We start from the raw sequence: 17,288 nt of genomic DNA on the forward strand, positions 1-17,288 counted from the left end.
CATGACAAAATACCTGCTCCTTTTCCTGCTGCTCCCGGCCGTCGGCCTGCCAGCCTGTTCGCAAAAACCTATTGACCATCCAGGCTATAGCCAGAGCACTTTTGAATCGGTGCGGTATGGATTGTTCCGTCCGGTGGTGGAAGCGGGGCGGCGCTATCCCTTGCTGGTCTACCTGCATGGCGCCAATGATACGGTGTCACGGGATTTGTCGTGGTACAGTGCGGAGCGACAAGCGCAGTTTCCCTGTTTTGTACTGACGCCGAAGTGCACGGTCAGTGACCAGGGCTGGGGCAATACCTGGGTGGCGGGTCATACGTCTACTACGGCGGCGGTCCTGCGGCTGGTCGATTCGCTGGTGAAGGTCTGCGCAGTGGATACCAGCCGGCTCTATATCTATGGGATATCGATGGGAGGGTTTGGGGTATTTGCGGTGCTGCAAAAAAATCCGGGTCTGTTTGCCGCTGCCTATAGTGTTTGCGGGGGGTCAGACACCAGGGCTGCCGCCGTTTTAACACAAACGCCGCTTTGGATTTTTCATGGTGGGGACGATAATGTTGTACCGGTATCGTTGTCGCGGGACGTTTACCAAGCCATAAAAGAAGCCGGTGGCACAAAAGTGCGCTACACTGAATACCCTGGCGTCCGCCACGACAGCTGGCTGAATGTGGAGAAGGAAACCGAACTTCCGGGTTGGCTGTTCAGTCACCGGAAATAATCATCGTCGAGGCTGCAACCCGATTTTTGGGATTTAAGGAATTTGAGGATCGAGATTTGGGAAGGTTGGGGAAGACTTGGGAGATCGGATTATACAAAACTACTTTGCCAATAAAATTATTTTCTATTGTCTTTCAATTTCTCCTTCTTCGCATTGCTTTTCACCTCGACCATTTCACCATCTTGTTCGCCCAAATGCCGTCCCCATTTAGCGATCTCTTCCAGCATGGGAATAAGCGTTTTTCCAAAATCGGTTAAAGAATATTCAACCCGTGGCGGAACCTCACCATAGATTTTGCGGCCAATAAGACCATCCTGTTCCAGTTGTTTTAATTGTATACTCAGCATTTTTTCTGTAATGCCGGGAATTAACTTCTTCAGTTCGCTAAATCGTTTCTTGTCTTTGCGCAAATACCATAGTACAACGGTTTTCCATTTGCCGCCAATATAATCCATGGTAATATCCATTGCACAATGATATTCCTGCCCGTGTAGTTTAATCCTGATTTCTTTGTCGTTTATGAGCATACATATTTTTTTATACGCTGAAATACCCTGCCATTCACTATTACGTCAAAAAGGATAGTTGGTTTCAGGATTGACAGGTCTTGTTTGGCAACTGCAAATACCTTTATTTTTGCTTCACTATACTTTTTTCAGCTAGTAACAAAAGTAAATTAAAAAACTAAAAATGAAAATTGCAGTATTAGGAACCGGCTCTGTGGGAGAAACCATCGGTTCGGCATTAATTGCTAAAGGGCATCAGGTAAAAATGGGTAGCCGCACCGCCAGCAATGAAAAGGCTGCTGAATGGGTAAAGAAAATTGGCGCCAATGCATTGCAGGGAACCTTTGCTGATGCAGCCGCTTTTGGCGAAATTATTTTTAATGCTACCAAAGGTGAAAACTCTATTGATGCATTAAAACAGGCTGGTGCAACCAACCTGAAAGGAAAAATACTCATTGATATAGCCAACCCGCTGGATTTTTCAAACGGAATACCGCCATCACTTCTTCCCTCATTAAGCAATACAAATTCACTGGGTGAAGAAATTCAGAAAACATTTCCCGATGTAAAAGTGGTGAAAACACTTAATACCATGTGGTGCGGCATTATGGTTAACCCGGCTATTATTGGCGGCGGCGACCATGTGAACTATCTCTGCGGAAATAATGCTGATGCAAAAGCAACGGTAAAAAATTTACTGGTTGACAATTTTGGCTGGAAGGAAGAAAACTTGCTTGACCTGGGAGACATTACCAATGCAAGAGGAACAGAAGCAGTATTACCGATCTGGTTAAGAGTATATATGGCTACCCATAACGGAGCATTTAATTTCAAAATTGTGAAGTAAGTACCTTCTTGAGTGAGGTGGCTGAAGTAACCCCAACTGACCAAAATCATATCCAGGCTCTGGCTATCCATATATCTTTCCGACCTATTACTTGCCTGCTGCTTATGTTTACTTCATCGGTACAAAGTTTGGGTGCTGGATCACAAAAAGGAATGTCTCCAGCTATGGCCAGATTTTGGCTTTCCCTGCAAATCCTGTTCTGGGCCCTTGGGGCCTTTCTCTTTTTCAGCCTCCTGTATTTCCCCGACCTGGGATTACTCCTGTTCTGGAATGTGCTGATCCCCGTCGCACCGGCATTGCTGGTTGTGGCAACAGGCTTGTGGAGAAATGTATGCCCTCTCGCCACCACCACCCTGTTACCCCGTCATCTTGGGCTCTCAGCCAAAAAGATCATGCCTGTGGAATGGCAGGGTAAACTGAGTTTATTGGCTGTTATCGCCTTATATGTGATAGTACCACTCCGTCACGCCATCTTCAATACCAATGGCCAGGCCACTGCAATCCTGTTATTTCTATGTGCCTTAATTGGTTTTGGTATGGGGTTGATATTTGACTGGAAAAGCGGGTGGTGTTCTACACTATGTCCGGTAAGCCCGGTAGAAAAACTATATGGGGAAAATACATGGATGTCGATGGCAAATGCCCATTGCAAGGAATGTGTAAACTGTTCCATCCCGTGTCCGGATTCCACACCAAATTTTCACCCGGCGCTTCCCAAAAAAACGGTCAGTCATCGTCTGTCCAGCCTGCTTCTGGTCGGGGGCCTACCCGGCTTTATATGGGGTTGGTTTCATGTGCCAGATCATGAAGGAATCGACAACCTGATGGTTATGCTATCGGTTTACGAATACCCCCTGATTGGTACGCTTGTCACTTTGTTCCTGTTTCTATTGATCAAACCATTTACCCCGGCGCATTGGGAAAGAAAGTTAGTAGGGACTTTTGCCGCAAGCGCGGTGTCTTGTTATTACTGGTATCGCATACCGGCTCTGTTAGGATTTGGCCGCTTCGCTAAAGACGGGATGCTGATCGACCTGAGTACCGTTCTGCACCAACAAACCATAACCTGGCTATGTGTGGGGGTAACTGTTTTCTTTTTCTGGTGGCTGGTATGGAGAACGCCCAATAAGCGAAGCTGGTCCATCCGACCGGCCTTTAAAACCTGATCAGGTCCTTTTCCCTTTTCTCCTGAGTGTTCCCCTTTCTGGACCTTTAAAAATTTTGTAAGACGCTGCCGAAATTTGCCTGATACCGACTATTTGCAGTAAACCTGTGGCCACCCTCCACTTGATTTTTGTAAAGAGCGAGGTATTTACCCTACTATTAGCGGGAATTTATCCTACAGCGATGCTCTGACAATCGTTTGTATTCTAAGTTGTGATAAATTCACAACCGTTTCTTTCAATTTCTTTCCTATGTACTTTTGTTACGTTGATGAAAGTGGAGATTGCGGGCTCTTTGACCCGGCAAACCCTGGAAAAACAGGCTCTCCATATTTTATTTTATCCGCACTTATAGTTCCTGCTGATAAATGGAAATCTTCCTTAGATGTATTAAAAAGTTTTCGAAAACAAATTGCCGCACAGGCCTATTTGCCGTATGATATCGAGTTTCACTGTGCAGAGATGATAGATCCTCATAAGATTAAAGAATATACACAAATAAGCGTCAAAGACCGCTGGATGCTGATTGAAAAATTTGCTGAAACAATTGGTCAGCACAAACCCTTTTCTATAATTACTGTTGTGATTGACAAAACAAAGAGTGACCTTAATCCTCATGAATACCTGACTACAGTTATTACAAAACTTTATCAGGCTTTCGATCAGTTTTTAAAAAATGAAAATCAAAATGGTATTTTGTTGTTTGATCGGGCGAATGAAAAAGTTATTCATACCCATGTCAGAAGATTGCTTGGGACTGGTTCAAGCGGAGTTACAATACCTGGTGTAAGAATAGGATGGATTATTGAAGACCCTATATTCAGGGTTTCTGGCGATTCGATTTTCATACAAGCCGCAGATGTTATAGCCTATACATTAAAAGAACATGAGTTCCCCCAAGGTTCAAGACGAAAATTCCAAGCCGAAAAAATATTTGCCAGAAAATTAAAGGCTTCTTGTTTCTTGTCTCAATTTGCAGATGAAGACGGGATAGTGCGGACTTAAAAAAAACCCCGGTTCAAAACCGAGGATTTGGTCCAGGCCATCCGGAGCCGTACAGCCCCTTAGGTCTAGAAGAATACAAATTTACGATTTGTTGTGCTAAATCCCTAGGTGTGACAAAATTGAAACTTTATGATTATAATTCGCTAAATATCAGTCCGATACCCTCGCTCTCCTTACCTGTTTATCTGAAAGACCCTCAGATAATCATCATTGATAGCCACCAATACATACTTGGCACCCGCACTTGAAGTGATCAGCGCCATATCTTTTACATCCCCCTTTACTAAAAACCCGCTAACCAAAGGAGATTGGGGAAGAAAGGATTTTTGTCCGGTTCCTTTCAGGAAAAGTCCATAAGAGGCATCCTGTCTTCCGGTCATTACTTCAGTCTGGTACTCATTTCCGGCGAGGAGCAGGTCGACAAACCCATCTGCATCGAGGTCTTCACAAATGATCGCGTTGACAGGCGCAAACTGGGCTTCCACTCCTGAATCTTCACTGTTCTACTGTGGTTACTACTTTCAACCCTGAATCCTACCTTTGGTACAGCAAAATAATTTCCCATGAGAATCCTTTTCCTGTTTCTTATTTTCTGTTCATACTGCTATTTAGGTTTTTCCCAAAAAACTATTAAACTCAATTCACCTGATGGACGGGTTCAATTCCATTTTTCGCTGGAAAAAGGTATAGCGTATTACCGGGTGGATTTTAAAAATAAGCCGTTGGTCACCCCCTCCAGGCTGGAACTGAAATTTACGGGTAGTGGCCTGTTAGGTAATATACGGATCGGGGAGAAACCAGTTTTTCGTGAAGGGATTGAGTCCTATGAACTGAAAGTGGGTAAGGCAAAATATGTTTCCGATGCATTCCGTGAAGTCGTTATTCCATTACAGGAAGGTATCGCGCCTTTCCGAAAAGTCAGGCTCATCGTCAGGGCTTTCAATGAAGGCGTCGCTTTTCGATATGTTTTTCCGGAACAAACAGGTTTGACTAATCTTCAATTGGCAAAGGAATTGACGGAGTTCAGGCTGACCGGCAATCCGCAAACCCTGGCCCTCCTACTACCTGGCTATACCACCTCTCATGAAGGCACCTACAGTACCCTCCCCCTCAGCGAAATACCAAAGGACACGCTGGTGGATACCCCCGCCCTGTTTCAATTTCCGGAAAAAACCTATCTCGCCATCACCGAAGCCGCCTTGCTGGACTATGCCGGGATGTACCTGAAAAAAGAAGACAACAGGCTTGTAACAAGTCTTTCGCCCTGGCCTGATAATCCGGAAATCGTAGTAAAATCAAACCTGCCGCACCAAAGCCCCTGGCGGGTATTGCTGATCAGTGACCGCCTGGGTGACCTTTTTGAATCGAATATGATTACCAGCTTGAACGACCCTTCACATATACAAGACGAATCCTGGATCAAACCGGGAAAAACCACATTCCCCTGGTGGAATGGCAGCATTATTCCCGATACCATATTTGCCCCGGGCAATAATTTTGAAAACAATAAATATTACATAGATTTCTGTGCCCGCCATGGCATCGAATACCATTCCGTGGTCGAAAGCAATGGACATGAATGGTACACGAATGACGGGGAAGGTTATCAACCCGGCCCTGGCGCGGATGTTACCAAACCCGTACCGGGTATTGACATGAAACAAATCTGTGATTACGCGAAATCACAGGGGGTAGATGTACGGGTGTGGGTGCATTGGAAGGCCCTGTACCCCAAACTGGATACCGCCTTTGCCCTGTTTGAATATTGGGGCTTAAAAGGGATGATGGTTGATTTCATGGACCGCGATGACCAGGAAATGACCAGGATCAAAGAAGAAATACTGATTAAAGCAGCCAGGCATAAACTACATATTCAATTCCACGGGGTGGAAAAACCGACGGGTCTTTCCCGGACCTATCCCAACGAACTGACCCGGGAAGGAACCCTGAATTATGAAGTTAATAAATGGGAAAAAAGGATCACGCCGGATCATGACCTGAACATTGTCTTTACGCGTATGCTGGCAGGCCCGACCGACTACCACATGGGTGGTTTCAGGGCTATTCCGGATTCTTTGTTTAAAGTACAATACACCCGCCCTCTGATGCTGGGCACCCGGGGACATATGCTGGCCATGTATGTGGTGCTGGAAAGCTACCTGGGCATGGTATGCGATTTTCCGGCTGCCTATGAAGGACAACCGGGTTTTGAATTTATTAGAATGGTGCCAACTGTATGGGATCAAACAAAGGTTATAAATGCGTCAGTCGGCGAGTATATCAGCATAGCGCGCAGGCAGGGAAATGAATGGTATGTGGGTGGCATTACCAATAAAGAAGCCAGGACGCTGGAACTGGATTTTTCTTTTTTGGAAAAAGGAGAATGGGAAGCTGAAATTTACAAGGATGATCCTGCCCGCCCCAATGAACCCAATGCGCTGATCCGGGAGACCGGGATGGTAGATTCCGGAGACAAAATGAATATTCAGCTCAATCCAGGTGGCGGGTTTGCCATTCGATTGAAAAGAAAAGAAAGGGTTTAATTTCCATTACCACCATTTGCGGCATCCAGTATCTCCCGGGCGTGTTCCTTGTTCTTTGGCCGAAGAAATATCTTTTGTATGAAACCCTTCTCATTAATCAGGAAGGTAGTGCGGTGAACCCCCATATAGTGGTGACCAAACATCAGCTTTTCGCCCCAAACACCATACTTTTTAAGGATCGTATGCCTGATATCAGCAATCAGCGTAAAGGGAAGGGAGAATTTTGCTTCAAACTTTTTGTGTTTGGATTCCTCATCCGGACTAATGCCCACCACCTCAAATCCATGTTTTTTCAACAGGCCATAATTGTCACGCAGGTTACAGGCCTGTATCGTACAGGTTGGTGTATCATCTTCAGGGTAAAAATAGAGGACCAGTTTTTTCCCTTTATAATCGGCGAGGGAAACTTTTTTTCCATTTTGATCGGTACCTGAAAAGGCGGGGGCTTTTTGGCCTACCTGTAAGGGAGTGGGCATGTAAGAGTTGACTTAAATTAATGCTTTGTAAATGAATATGTTGAACGCGGTTTTGCAAATTACTCAACGCATTGGGTAAAATTACTCAATGCGTTGAGTAAATCAAAAGTTTATCACAATTCCCAAAGAAGGCAATACGGTACTACTATTCTGGGCGGACACCAATACCAACTGCCTGGGTTGTACAATATCCCCATTGGCATCCCGGTCAAGTCCATACCGGGGCTCCTGGGGCAGATCGGTACCGAGGATATTCTGGATATCGAGAAACAGATCAAGACTGAATTTTTTAAAACTCCATTTCTTATCGATCCGGAGATCCAACTGGCTTAATGGGTCCAGGCGAACGGAACCCAATAAACCATAGTCACGTATGACTGCCGGATAATATAATTCGGTGGCCTGTACATTGACAGGTGCATAGGGTGCTCTTCCAAGAAACCGGTAACGCCCGCTGATCTCCCAGTTCTTCTTCATTTTATATCCCCCCAACAAGGATACCAATACCTTATTATCCCATACAGCAGGCAGATAGGTATCGGGATCAAAACCGGTAAACTCCGACCGATAAAAAGTAAGTGACCCAATAGCGTACCAATGGCCGGTAAATTTTTGTTGAAACAGGATCTCCGCACCATAGGTACGGCCCTTCCCAATGGATTGTATCTGCTCATTTCCCAATACTTCAAACCCTCCTCCTTTATTGGCCAGTGAAACCTGATCGATCTGGGAAACAGGATAGTCATTATATTTTTTATAAAAACCTTCTAAGGTGATCCGGGCAGAGGGAGAAACCAAATAATCAATACCCGCCACGATGTGATCACTCTGTATATATTCACTGTTTCGATTGATCAGATCACCGGAAGACCCCCTATACCCGAGTATGGTATAGGGAGGAATTTTATAATAACGTCCAATAGAGGCATTGAAGTTCCAGGCGCCTTTGTTATCCAATTGCCAGGACAATCCTGCGCGGGGACTTAAACGTTTGAGGAGTTTATTTCCCGAGCCGGTAAAATTATTTCCATCGGTCCGTAAACCGAGGGTCACCGAGAGCCTGTTGTCAAACCATTTGCGGGCCGCCTGGGCAAATGCCCCATAACGGGTAAGGGTTACCCCGGCGTTGAAATTTGTATTATTGACAAGGTCAAGCGCCTTATTGAAATAATCCCCAATGATCACTACGCCCCCATTGGAAAATGTCCAGGGCCCTGAAAGCTGTGTAACGGTGACGCGCAACCTGGATTCATCTTCTTTTGAATCATTGGAATAATAGAGCCCGGTTTCCTGTACGTTGTCACTGTATTGGAAGAATTCATTGCGCAGACGGTTATGACTTAAAGCCGTAAGAATATTTCCCTTGTTGTTCCGGAACCGGTGTCGCCAACTTAACCCCAAGGTATTTGATCGTTGACGGATAACGGGTATCTGATCCTGAATGGCTTTTTGCTCGGCATCAAATTCCTTGAGTTCATTGATCTTGAGATCGTCCACCGAACCTACCCCGGTAAAGATGATCTCATTACGCGCATTGATCTGATGCCGGATCTTGTATTGATAGTCCCAATAATCGGGAAGAAAAGGAAGATCAAGCGCTTTAAAAAGCAATTGCAGGTAAGAGCGTCTGGCGGAAACAAGAAAGCTCGTCTTGCTTACTTCCCTATCCTTTTTGAATAACGGGCCTTCAGCAGTTATCGCGGCCTCGCTGGAGCTCAGCCGGAAATTGGTATTGAACCGACTGGCATTTCCATTGCGCTGATCAAACTGCAGGATACCCGAAAGCGCATTATCATATTGCGCGCCAAAAGCGGAAGTGGATAAGGTGACCCCCTCAATAAAAGATACATTGAGTAACCCCACAGGCCCACCCGCACTGCCCTGGGTGGAGAAGTGGTTGATATTGGGAATTTCGATCCCATCAAGATAATAGACGTTCTCATTAGGCGCGCCTCCCCGAATGATCACATCATTTCTAAACCCGCCCACCGAGCCGGATACCCCGGGAAAGGATTGTACCACTTTGGCAATATCATTGTTACCACCCGGGTAGGCAGCGATCTCTTCCTGACTAAGCTTTTGTACAGAAAGGGGTGTATTGAGGGGTTTGCGAAAAGGGTTGGGACGAACTATTACTTCCGAAAGAGTTCTGGTTTCGGGATTGAGATCAAAATTGACATCGATATTCCCTTCCGAACGGATAACAATGTTGAAAATGGTGAGCGAAGTATATCCGACAAAGGAAGCGGTGAGGTTATAGGTTTTAGGTAAAAGACCAGAAAAATAATACCGGCCATTGCTATCGGTGGTGGCCATTTTATCCCCTTCATTAAACCGAAGCGTGGCACCCGAAAGTGGCTGTCCTGTCAACCCATCCCGTACCAAACCAGAGAGGGTACCGGTTTGGGCATTTACATTTTGTAAAAAAAGAAAAGAGAGAAAGGCCAGGCTTAAGAGTCGTTTCATAAAAATCGTCATTTCATGTTGCTGCCTTCCACAACAATACAGGAGAAAAATGGTTCACAATTATGAGAATCAAGCATTTGGCGAAGCTTATGTATTTCCCGCCTCGTGAAAAGCGCAAATGTGTTTTTTCCGTACCTTCTCCCCTCAATTGTAACCAAAACCAACCCACATGCGCTCCATTTCACTTGCCTTGCTGGCCTGTGCCGGCATTTATTTTCTTTCCTGCAATTTTACCAGTACAACCACATCGACCACCACTGAGATCAGTAATGATTCCCTGATTAAAAAAGGACATTATCTCGTCACCATTATGGGCTGTGGTGATTGCCATACCCCAAAACTTATGACACCCCGGGGTCCTGTACCGGATACAAGCCGCATCCTGTCAGGATATCGCGAGGGAACACCACTCGGTAAAGTATCCCGCGAAGCCTTTGCACAGGGCTGGGCCTTGTTCAATGGGGAGCTGACCGCCATGGCTTCGCCTATGGGAATCAGTTTCTCCGCCAACCTTACTTCGGATGAAACCGGTATCGGTACCTGGACCTTTGATCAATTCAAGACAGCTTTAACCAAAGGAAAGTGGAAAGGATTGGAAAACAGCCGTGATCTCCTGCCTCCCATGCCCTGGATGAATTATATTCATATGGAGGAATCGGATATGAAGGCTTTATTCGCCTATCTCAAGAGTACGAGGCCGATAAAGAATAAGGTTCCGGATCCCATTTCACCAGATAAAATGCAATAAGGGTTGATCTATCCCAGCGACTCCGGCAAAAAAGACGGTAGTCGCTGGGATAAACCTTCCCGGCCTGAATCAAATAAATTTCCTATTTTTGCAACTACATTGCAATTCAACGTGATTCAAAAAAGTGTCATACAAAAATTCCTGTCGGTGATGATGCTGGCGATCTTTACGCTTAGCATCACCCCTCAAACTTTTTTGCATGATCTATTTGCCGGTCACCGCGATGGGCCTGCCAAATTGGAACCGGGAAAGGATGCTCAGTTGGGAAAGGCCGGAGTGGATTGCCATTTCAACGATCAGGTAGCTACTTCTCCTTTTCTGGATCAAATAGATGAGATCGCTCTATCTACTTCTCCTGTATTGACTAAAGCCATAACTCCTGAACTTGAAGATGCTGTTCTTACCCGTCCCTCCTATTGGGAAGGCCGTGGTCCCCCTGCTATTGGTTGAACCCGGCTGATCGACTGACAGGTAATATCCTGTCTATTGCTGTTCTTCCAATCTATTTCATTGAAAAAATCTGCTTTTATAATTCTGCTGTCCCTGCTGGGGTCATCCCTTCAGGCACAATTGTGCACCTTAAAATTATCGGGCCACCTTGAGGATGCGGATACCCGGGAAAAACTGGTAGGTGCTGTGGTCACCATCCGGGAACTGGGAATGAAGATCGTTACGGATGACAAGGGCGATTTTGTATTTGAGCATCTTTGCCCGGGCCCCTATTCACTGTATATTACCCATGTGGATTGCGATCCAATGGAAAAGGTCATCACCCTTTCCCGGGATAGCCATTTGGACCTGAACATGCCCCATGCCCGAAAGACCCTGGGCGAGGTTGTGGTAGAAGCCCAAAAGGGAACACCCAATACCGGGTTCAAACAGGAACTGGCAGGTAAGGCATTGGAAGAAACCAAAGGGTTCTCCCTGGCTGAAGCCCTGAGCCGTATCAATGGCATCACCCAGTTACAAACCGGCTCTACCATTTCCAAACCTGTGATCCACGGTTTACATGGCAGCCGGATACTCACGATCAATAACGGGGTAAGACAGGAAGGTCAACAATGGGGAAATGAACATGCCCCCGAGATCGATCCTTTTATTGCCGATAAATTAGTTGTAATAAAAGGCGTGGATGAATTAAAATATGGTTCAGATGCCATTGCAGGGGTGATTCTGGTAGAGCCCAGACCATTACGTCTGCAAACGGGGTATGCTGCTGAATTCAATACCGCCTATTTTACCAATAACAGGCAATATGTAGTTTCGGGTACTTGGGAGGAGCAGGTAAAAAAATGGACCGGTTTCCGGTATCGGGTGCAAGGCACCTTCAAGAAAGGGGCCAATATTCAAACCCCCGATTACCGTCTGAACAATACCGCCAACGAAGAATTGAATTTCTCCGTAACGGCGGGTTGGAAGAAGGATCGCTTTAATGCGGAGGCCTATTACAGCCAATTCAATACCAAAGTGGGGATCTTTACGGGATCGCATATCGGCAACCTGACCGATCTGTTGACCGCCATTGCCGCACCAAAACCGGATGATGTTTTTCTTGGGCAAAACAGTTATTCCATCAACCGCCCTTATCAGGATGTGACACACCATTTGGCCAAATTGAAATCCACCTTCTACAAAGGCGAACATCGTTTCAATGTATTGGTAGCCGCACAGATCAATAACCGTAAGGAATACGATATCGTACGAAACAGCACCAATACCCGTCCACAACTCGACCTCTCGATCCTTACGCTTTCTCAAGACCTTCAATGGGAACAACCACGAAAGAATCACTTTTCAGGCACAGCCGGTATCGCTGCCACTCAACAGAACAACACCTATGGTGGACGCTATTTCATCCCCAATTATGATGCGTACACCTTTGGGGGTTACCTCATCCAAAAATGGAGTAAACATGATTGGGAAGTACAGGGTGGGTTGCGGTACGACTATAAGACCATACAGACAAGGCGATTGAAATACAATGGGGACACGATCAATAATGATTTCAATTTCTCTACGTTCGCGGCCTCTGCCAATGTTATTTATAAGCCTTCGGCAAAATGGAAGACCAATCTGGGTATTAGTCTTTCCAGCCGGGCTCCCTATGTAAATGAATTGCTCAGCGATGGTATTCACCATGGAACAGCTACCTACGAGCGGGGAGATATTTTTCTAAAACCCGAAAAGGCCTTTCACCTTACCGGTAATATCAATTATCAATCGGGGCCTTTTCAGTTGGATTGGGTATTGTATGCGCATTTCATCCGCGATTTTATTTATCAGCAACCTGTACCTGATAGTCCGGTGTTGACCATCGCTGGCGCTTTCCCGCTGATCAAATACAGCCAGACGAATGCTTTGCTTATGGGTTCAGACCTGGCCTTTGCCTGGAAGTTCAGTCCGCAACTGGAATGGCAATCCAAGGTATCGATCCTGTTTGCCCGCAACCAGGAAACAAATGACTGGCTGATCCTGATGCCATCGCATCGGCTAAGCAACGAGTTGGTATATAATTTCAAAGAAGGAAAGCGGCTTAGTGAATCGTATATCTCTCTGGAGTGGCAGGATGTAATGCGGCAAACACAGGTGCCATCGGATAAGAATGGTAAGCAGGACTATAAAGCCCCGCCACCATCTTATCATTTATTACACCTGAATGCGTCCACCACCATTCAATTGGGTAAACAAAAAATCACGCTCGCTGTCACCGGACGAAATATGCTGAATACTGTATATCGGGAATACCTGAACAGTATGCGTTATTTCACCGATGAAATGGGAAGAAATATCGGATTGCGAATCAAAGTGCCATTTGGAAAAGCTAAAAGCTAATAGCTATTAGCTTTTAGCATTAATTAAATTTTAAAACCTATTACCAAATCGATAATCATGAAACAAAATCTTAAAATGTTATCCGTTGCCCTGGTATTGGCCGGGATTGTATTCTCCTCCTGTAAAAAGGATAAAGTGGAAGGAAATGATGAAGAAGTGATCACAACGATGCAATTGACCTTTGTTCCCAGTGGCGGAGGTACTACCCTGGTGTTTGATTATGACGATCCTGATGGACCCGGCGGAACGGCACCTACCATAGACGAGATTGTGTTGTCGCCCTTGAAGACCTATAGCGTTTCGTTAACGTTACTGAATAAAACCGCGAGTCCGGTGAAGGATATCACCACAGAAATTTCGGGCGAGTCAGACGCGCATCGATTCTACTTTGAGGAATCCCCAACCAGCAACCTTTTGATCTCTGGTTTGGATGATGATTCCAATGGTGTACCCTTAGGTTTAACCAGTTCATGGACCACAGGACCTGCTGCTACCGGAACGGTAAAGATCACCTTGCGGCATTATCCCGGAACACCTCCCAATAAAGCGATCGGTGACCTGGTGAACAGTACTAAATCGGGCACGGATATAGAAGTGACTTTCAATACCAGGATCCAGTAATGGGTTGTGTAAAATGTATAATTATCTCCGGGGGTTCCCCGGAGATTTTTTATTTACTCTTGAAATTGTGTATTAATTTAACCGGGAAATACCTCGTATGTCATGAGTCTTCCTGAACATGCTTTTATTCAACTGGCTGCGCATATCAATCAACGTGTTGATTTTACAGAACAGGAAACCGCGGAATTTCTATCCTTTTTCCGCTATTCCCGGATCAAAAAGAGACAGTTTATCATACAGCCTGAATTTGTAGCCAAAAACCGCAATTATGTGGTGGAGGGTTGTTTTCGGGGCTATGTGATCGCCGATGAAGGAAAGGATCATACGATACAATTTGCTGTAAAGGATTGGTGGATCTCGGATTATAACAGTTATATACTGCAAACACCTGCCACCATGTTTGTGGTAGCCCTGGAGGACAGTGAGATCCTGCAAATTGATCATGCTTCGGAACAGACCCTAAAAAAGATCAATCACAAATACGAAACCTTCTTTCGGATAATGGCCGAGCGTTCAACTGCCTATATGCAAAGGCGGATCATAACCAACCTGACCCGCACAGCCGAAGAAAGATACCTTGAATTTGAAGAGAAATATCCGCATGTGGTCCAGCAACTCCCTCAATATGCGCTGGCATCCTTCCTGGGAATGAGCACGGAATATCTTTCCAAGCTTCGGAACCGCCGAATTCCGCGAAAATCTTGAACCAGTTCAAGAAAATAACCTGAACCAGTTCGTGTTCATTTCCTGTTGTAGTTCATTGGAGAAAGGCTGCTGATGGGGCCATCTTTGTCCTGTCAAAAGCAATTAACCAAAAAATTAAAATCATGAACACAACCACACAAAACTTATTTTCCATCCCTACCCGGGAGGATGTCAGCCCCGCTAACCAGGCCATTTTTGATAACCTTCAAAAAAATCTGGGATTTGTCCCCAATCTTTATGCATTCTTTGGAAAAAATGAAACAGCCCTGGGGGATTATCTGGCATTTCAAAACAGGAAAAGTTCATTGCGGGTCAAGGAAAGAGAAGTCATCAACCTGGTAACCAGCCAGATCAATGGTTGCCGGTATTGTCAAAGTGCCCATACGGCGATCGGTAAAATGGCCGGCTTCACCGAAGAGCAGATCCTTGAGATACGGAATGGAAATGCCTCTTTTGATGCAAAATTAGATGCCCTGGCACGGTTTACCTCTTCCGTAGTACACAACAGGGGCCGGGTTTCGCTTCAAACAAGGGACGCCTTCTTTAATGCCGGCTACACCGAAGCCAACCTGATCGATGTACTGATCGTTGTAGGAGATAAGATCATCAGCAACTATCTCCACAACCTGACCAATTTGGAAATAGATTTTCCAATCGCCGAAACCATTTAATGCATTAAATAATAGCCCAAAAAGTAAAATAAGTAAAATGAAAAAAGCAGCAAGTTTCGCCCTGTTCCTCTGTTTACTGTTTCTTGCCCAGGTTGGACAGGCACAAACCGAGCAACGCAAAAAGCAATTCAATCTCAGCAAATCCGGCTTAGCCATCGAAGGATATGACCCGGTCTCTTATTTCACCAAAAGCAAGGCAGAAAAAGGAAGTAGTAAATGGGCCGTGTTGCACAATGGAGTCACCTATTATTTCTCATCGGAAGAAAATAAGGAGCTTTTTAAAACAAACCCGGCCAAATACGAACCCCAATACGGTGGTTGGTGTGCCTATGCGATGGGCGCCAATGGCGAAAAGGTAGAGGTTGACCCCGAAACCTTTAAAATTCTCAATGGCAAACTCTATCTGTTCTATCATAGCTGGACCAATAATACCCTGACCAAATGGAACAAGGATGAAACCAACCTTCGCAACAAGGCTGATCTTAACTGGAAAAAATTCTATACAAACTAATACAATGATGATGAAACATTTATTTCTAATACTGGTTCTGGGATTCCTGTCCACCTTTCAGGTACAGGCCCAAAAATCAGAGGTCTTCCTGGTAGATGGAAAAGCCCTTCGGGGATATGACCCCGTAGCCTTTTTTACCAAAGAAGAAGCTGTTAAAGGGGTGGATAGTCTTACCTGGACCTGGAAAGAAGCGGTCTGGTATTTTTCCTCCCCTGAAAATAAAGCACTGTTCATGGCCCAACCCGAAAAATACGCGCCTCAATATGGAGGGTATTGCGCCTATGGCATGTCGGAAGGTCATAAAGCGCCGACGGAAATAGATACCTGGACCTTGCATGAAGGAAAACTCTATTTCAACTACAATAAAGAAGTAAAATCACTTTGGGTAAAAGATAAGGAGGGTCATATCAAGAAGGCGGATGCCAATTGGCCTGACCTCAAAAACAAAGAATAATCACTTTCGCGTGTCTTGCCTTTGCGTCCTGGTGGTTAATTTTACCGCCAGGACGCGAGGATGTCACGGGTTGTCAGCCAGATTATTTCGCAAAAAGAAAACTCAGGGGTTGATCAAAGCGTTTGGCCCAGGCCTTTTCTGAATGATCTTCGCCCGGAAAAAACAGAGTTAGCGTTTGAGTTTCGGTAAACCCTTTCTTCTTCATTATTTCATCTGCCTGTTTTTGTAATGGCGGATATAAAGCATCCAGGGTTTGGTCGCCATAATCAAAATAGATCTTGTGCGTGGCTGGATCGGGTAATTTCTTTTCCATGTACTGAAAAAAGGCATTAGGGATCGGGTTATTCTCTACAGAAAATACACCCGGCCAATGGGTGGAAAGACAGGCGGCTCCGCCAAACACATTGGGGTATTCACAAATAGCATACAAGGAGATCAGTCCCCCCATACTACTGCCTGCAATAAAAGTATTGGCACGATCGCTCCGGGTTGCATACAGGTTATCGATCACCGGTTTCAACTCATTGACAATAAAGCGCAGGTAATCATCTGAATGAACTTTTTCATTATTGAACACGGATGATTGCCCGGGGCGTTTTGTATTATAAAGAGAGTCCTGTTGCGCCGGGGTCAGGGACTCAAAAGGTTTTTGCGGAAAATAATCCGTATGCCGAAGCATGGGGGCGTTCCAGATACCCACAATGATAAAGGCAGGAACAGCCTTGGTGTAAATCGCTTTAGCTGCTACCTCATCTACCTGCCATTCCTGTTTGTTCCAGGTGGTGGTACTATCAAAAAGCATTTGTCCATCGTGCATATACAAGACCGGATATTTATTCTTCGGAGAGTAGCCGGGTGGTAACCAGATATCTATATTTCTGGATTTTACATATTTAGAAGGGAAATCAGCGATTCGCTGAAGGCTTCCGGCAGCGACTTTTGCAGGGCTCGGAGCAGGTGTTTGTCCCAAAATGGTTAATGCAAACACCAACCCCATGACAAGACCAATAGCGGGTTTGAACATA

18 protein-coding genes are annotated in these 17,288 nt (G+C 45.4%); 13 read left to right on the forward strand and 5 right to left on the reverse strand.

Going from position 1 to position 17,288, the window contains the following annotated elements; genetic code table 11:
* The first annotated feature begins 1 nt into the window (after position 1).
* A complete protein-coding gene (locus J0M30_00215) occupies positions 2-715 on the forward strand; it encodes an alpha/beta hydrolase (protein ID MBN8665891.1) in 714 nt (237 codons plus the stop codon).
* A gap of 116 nt (positions 716-831) precedes the next feature.
* On the opposite strand, the gene J0M30_00220 is transcribed toward J0M30_00215, so the two are convergent.
* Positions 832-1,242: a winged helix-turn-helix transcriptional regulator gene (locus J0M30_00220; protein ID MBN8665892.1), complete on the reverse strand. Its 411-nt coding sequence runs from the start codon at positions 1,240-1,242 to the stop codon at positions 832-834.
* A 163-nt stretch (positions 1,243-1,405) separates the two neighbouring features.
* Here J0M30_00220 and J0M30_00225 point away from each other — a divergent pair, with 163 nt between their 5' ends.
* The 3 genes from J0M30_00225 (at position 1,406) to J0M30_00235 (ending at position 4,236) form a co-directional block, all read left to right on the forward strand.
* The gene (locus J0M30_00225) at positions 1,406-2,068 is read left to right on the forward strand and encodes an NAD(P)-binding domain-containing protein (GenBank protein ID MBN8665893.1); all 663 of its coding nucleotides are present in this window, start codon (positions 1,406-1,408) and stop codon (positions 2,066-2,068) included.
* Between the two features lie 164 nt (positions 2,069-2,232).
* A complete protein-coding gene (locus J0M30_00230) occupies positions 2,233-3,234 on the forward strand; it encodes a hypothetical protein (protein ID MBN8665894.1) in 1,002 nt (333 codons plus the stop codon).
* 249 nt (positions 3,235-3,483) lie between these two features.
* Positions 3,484-4,236, forward strand: a complete 753-nt coding sequence (locus J0M30_00235; protein ID MBN8665895.1) for a DUF3800 domain-containing protein — start codon at positions 3,484-3,486, stop codon at positions 4,234-4,236.
* Positions 4,237-4,409: 173 nt separating this feature from the next.
* Here J0M30_00235 and J0M30_00240 read toward each other — a convergent pair whose 3' ends face one another.
* Positions 4,410-4,721 (reverse strand): hypothetical protein, encoded by a 312-nt coding sequence (locus tag J0M30_00240; protein ID MBN8665896.1) that lies wholly within the window; start codon positions 4,719-4,721, stop codon positions 4,410-4,412.
* 78 nt (positions 4,722-4,799) lie between these two features.
* On the opposite strand from J0M30_00240, the gene J0M30_00245 reads away from it, so the two are divergent.
* Positions 4,800-6,779, forward strand: coding sequence for a glycoside hydrolase family 97 protein (locus tag J0M30_00245; GenBank protein MBN8665897.1), 1,980 nt, complete (start codon positions 4,800-4,802; stop codon positions 6,777-6,779).
* Here the strand turns inward: J0M30_00245 and bcp are convergent.
* Entirely contained in the window at positions 6,776-7,255 is a 480-nt protein-coding gene (gene bcp, locus J0M30_00250; GenBank protein ID MBN8665898.1) for a thioredoxin-dependent thiol peroxidase, read from the reverse strand. The two genes, J0M30_00245 and bcp, sit on opposite strands and share 4 nt — an antisense overlap.
* Before the next feature lie 102 nt (positions 7,256-7,357).
* Complete coding sequence (locus J0M30_00255) at positions 7,358-9,721, reverse strand: TonB-dependent receptor (GenBank protein ID MBN8665899.1); 2,364 nt, start codon at positions 9,719-9,721, stop codon at positions 7,358-7,360.
* A 169-nt stretch (positions 9,722-9,890) separates the two neighbouring features.
* On the opposite strand from J0M30_00255, the gene J0M30_00260 reads away from it, so the two are divergent.
* From J0M30_00260 to J0M30_00295, 8 genes are all read left to right on the forward strand, one after another.
* Positions 9,891-10,469, forward strand: a complete 579-nt coding sequence (locus tag J0M30_00260; GenBank protein MBN8665900.1) for a diheme cytochrome c-553 — start codon at positions 9,891-9,893, stop codon at positions 10,467-10,469.
* 111 nt (positions 10,470-10,580) lie between these two features.
* A complete protein-coding gene (locus tag J0M30_00265; GenBank protein MBN8665901.1) occupies positions 10,581-10,919 on the forward strand; it encodes a hypothetical protein in 339 nt (112 codons plus the stop codon).
* Between the two features lie 60 nt (positions 10,920-10,979).
* Positions 10,980-13,301 carry a TonB-dependent receptor gene (locus J0M30_00270; protein MBN8665902.1) on the forward strand — a complete coding sequence of 774 codons (2,322 nt, stop codon included), beginning with the start codon at positions 10,980-10,982 and terminating at the stop codon, positions 13,299-13,301.
* Positions 13,302-13,358: 57 nt separating this feature from the next.
* Entirely contained in the window at positions 13,359-13,922 is a 564-nt protein-coding gene (locus J0M30_00275; GenBank protein MBN8665903.1) for a hypothetical protein, read from the forward strand.
* 102 nt (positions 13,923-14,024) lie between these two features.
* On the forward strand, positions 14,025-14,627 hold the full coding sequence (locus J0M30_00280; protein ID MBN8665904.1) for a Crp/Fnr family transcriptional regulator: 603 nt from the start codon (positions 14,025-14,027) through the stop codon (positions 14,625-14,627).
* A 122-nt stretch (positions 14,628-14,749) separates the two neighbouring features.
* Entirely contained in the window at positions 14,750-15,298 is a 549-nt protein-coding gene (locus J0M30_00285; GenBank protein ID MBN8665905.1) for a carboxymuconolactone decarboxylase family protein, read from the forward strand.
* 37 nt (positions 15,299-15,335) lie between these two features.
* On the forward strand, positions 15,336-15,809 hold the full coding sequence (locus tag J0M30_00290) for a YHS domain protein (GenBank protein MBN8665906.1): 474 nt from the start codon (positions 15,336-15,338) through the stop codon (positions 15,807-15,809).
* Between the two features lie 4 nt (positions 15,810-15,813).
* The gene (locus tag J0M30_00295; GenBank protein ID MBN8665907.1) at positions 15,814-16,263 is read left to right on the forward strand and encodes a hypothetical protein; all 450 of its coding nucleotides are present in this window, start codon (positions 15,814-15,816) and stop codon (positions 16,261-16,263) included.
* Between the two features lie 82 nt (positions 16,264-16,345).
* Here the strand turns inward: J0M30_00295 and J0M30_00300 are convergent, their stop codons facing one another.
* The gene (locus J0M30_00300; protein ID MBN8665908.1) at positions 16,346-17,287 is read right to left on the reverse strand and encodes an alpha/beta hydrolase; all 942 of its coding nucleotides are present in this window, start codon (positions 17,285-17,287) and stop codon (positions 16,346-16,348) included.
* Position 17,288 lies beyond the last annotated feature (1 nt).

The organism is Chitinophagales bacterium (assembly GCA_017303415.1).
In the GTDB taxonomy this organism is placed as follows: domain Bacteria; phylum Bacteroidota; class Bacteroidia; order Chitinophagales; family Chitinophagaceae; genus SpSt-398.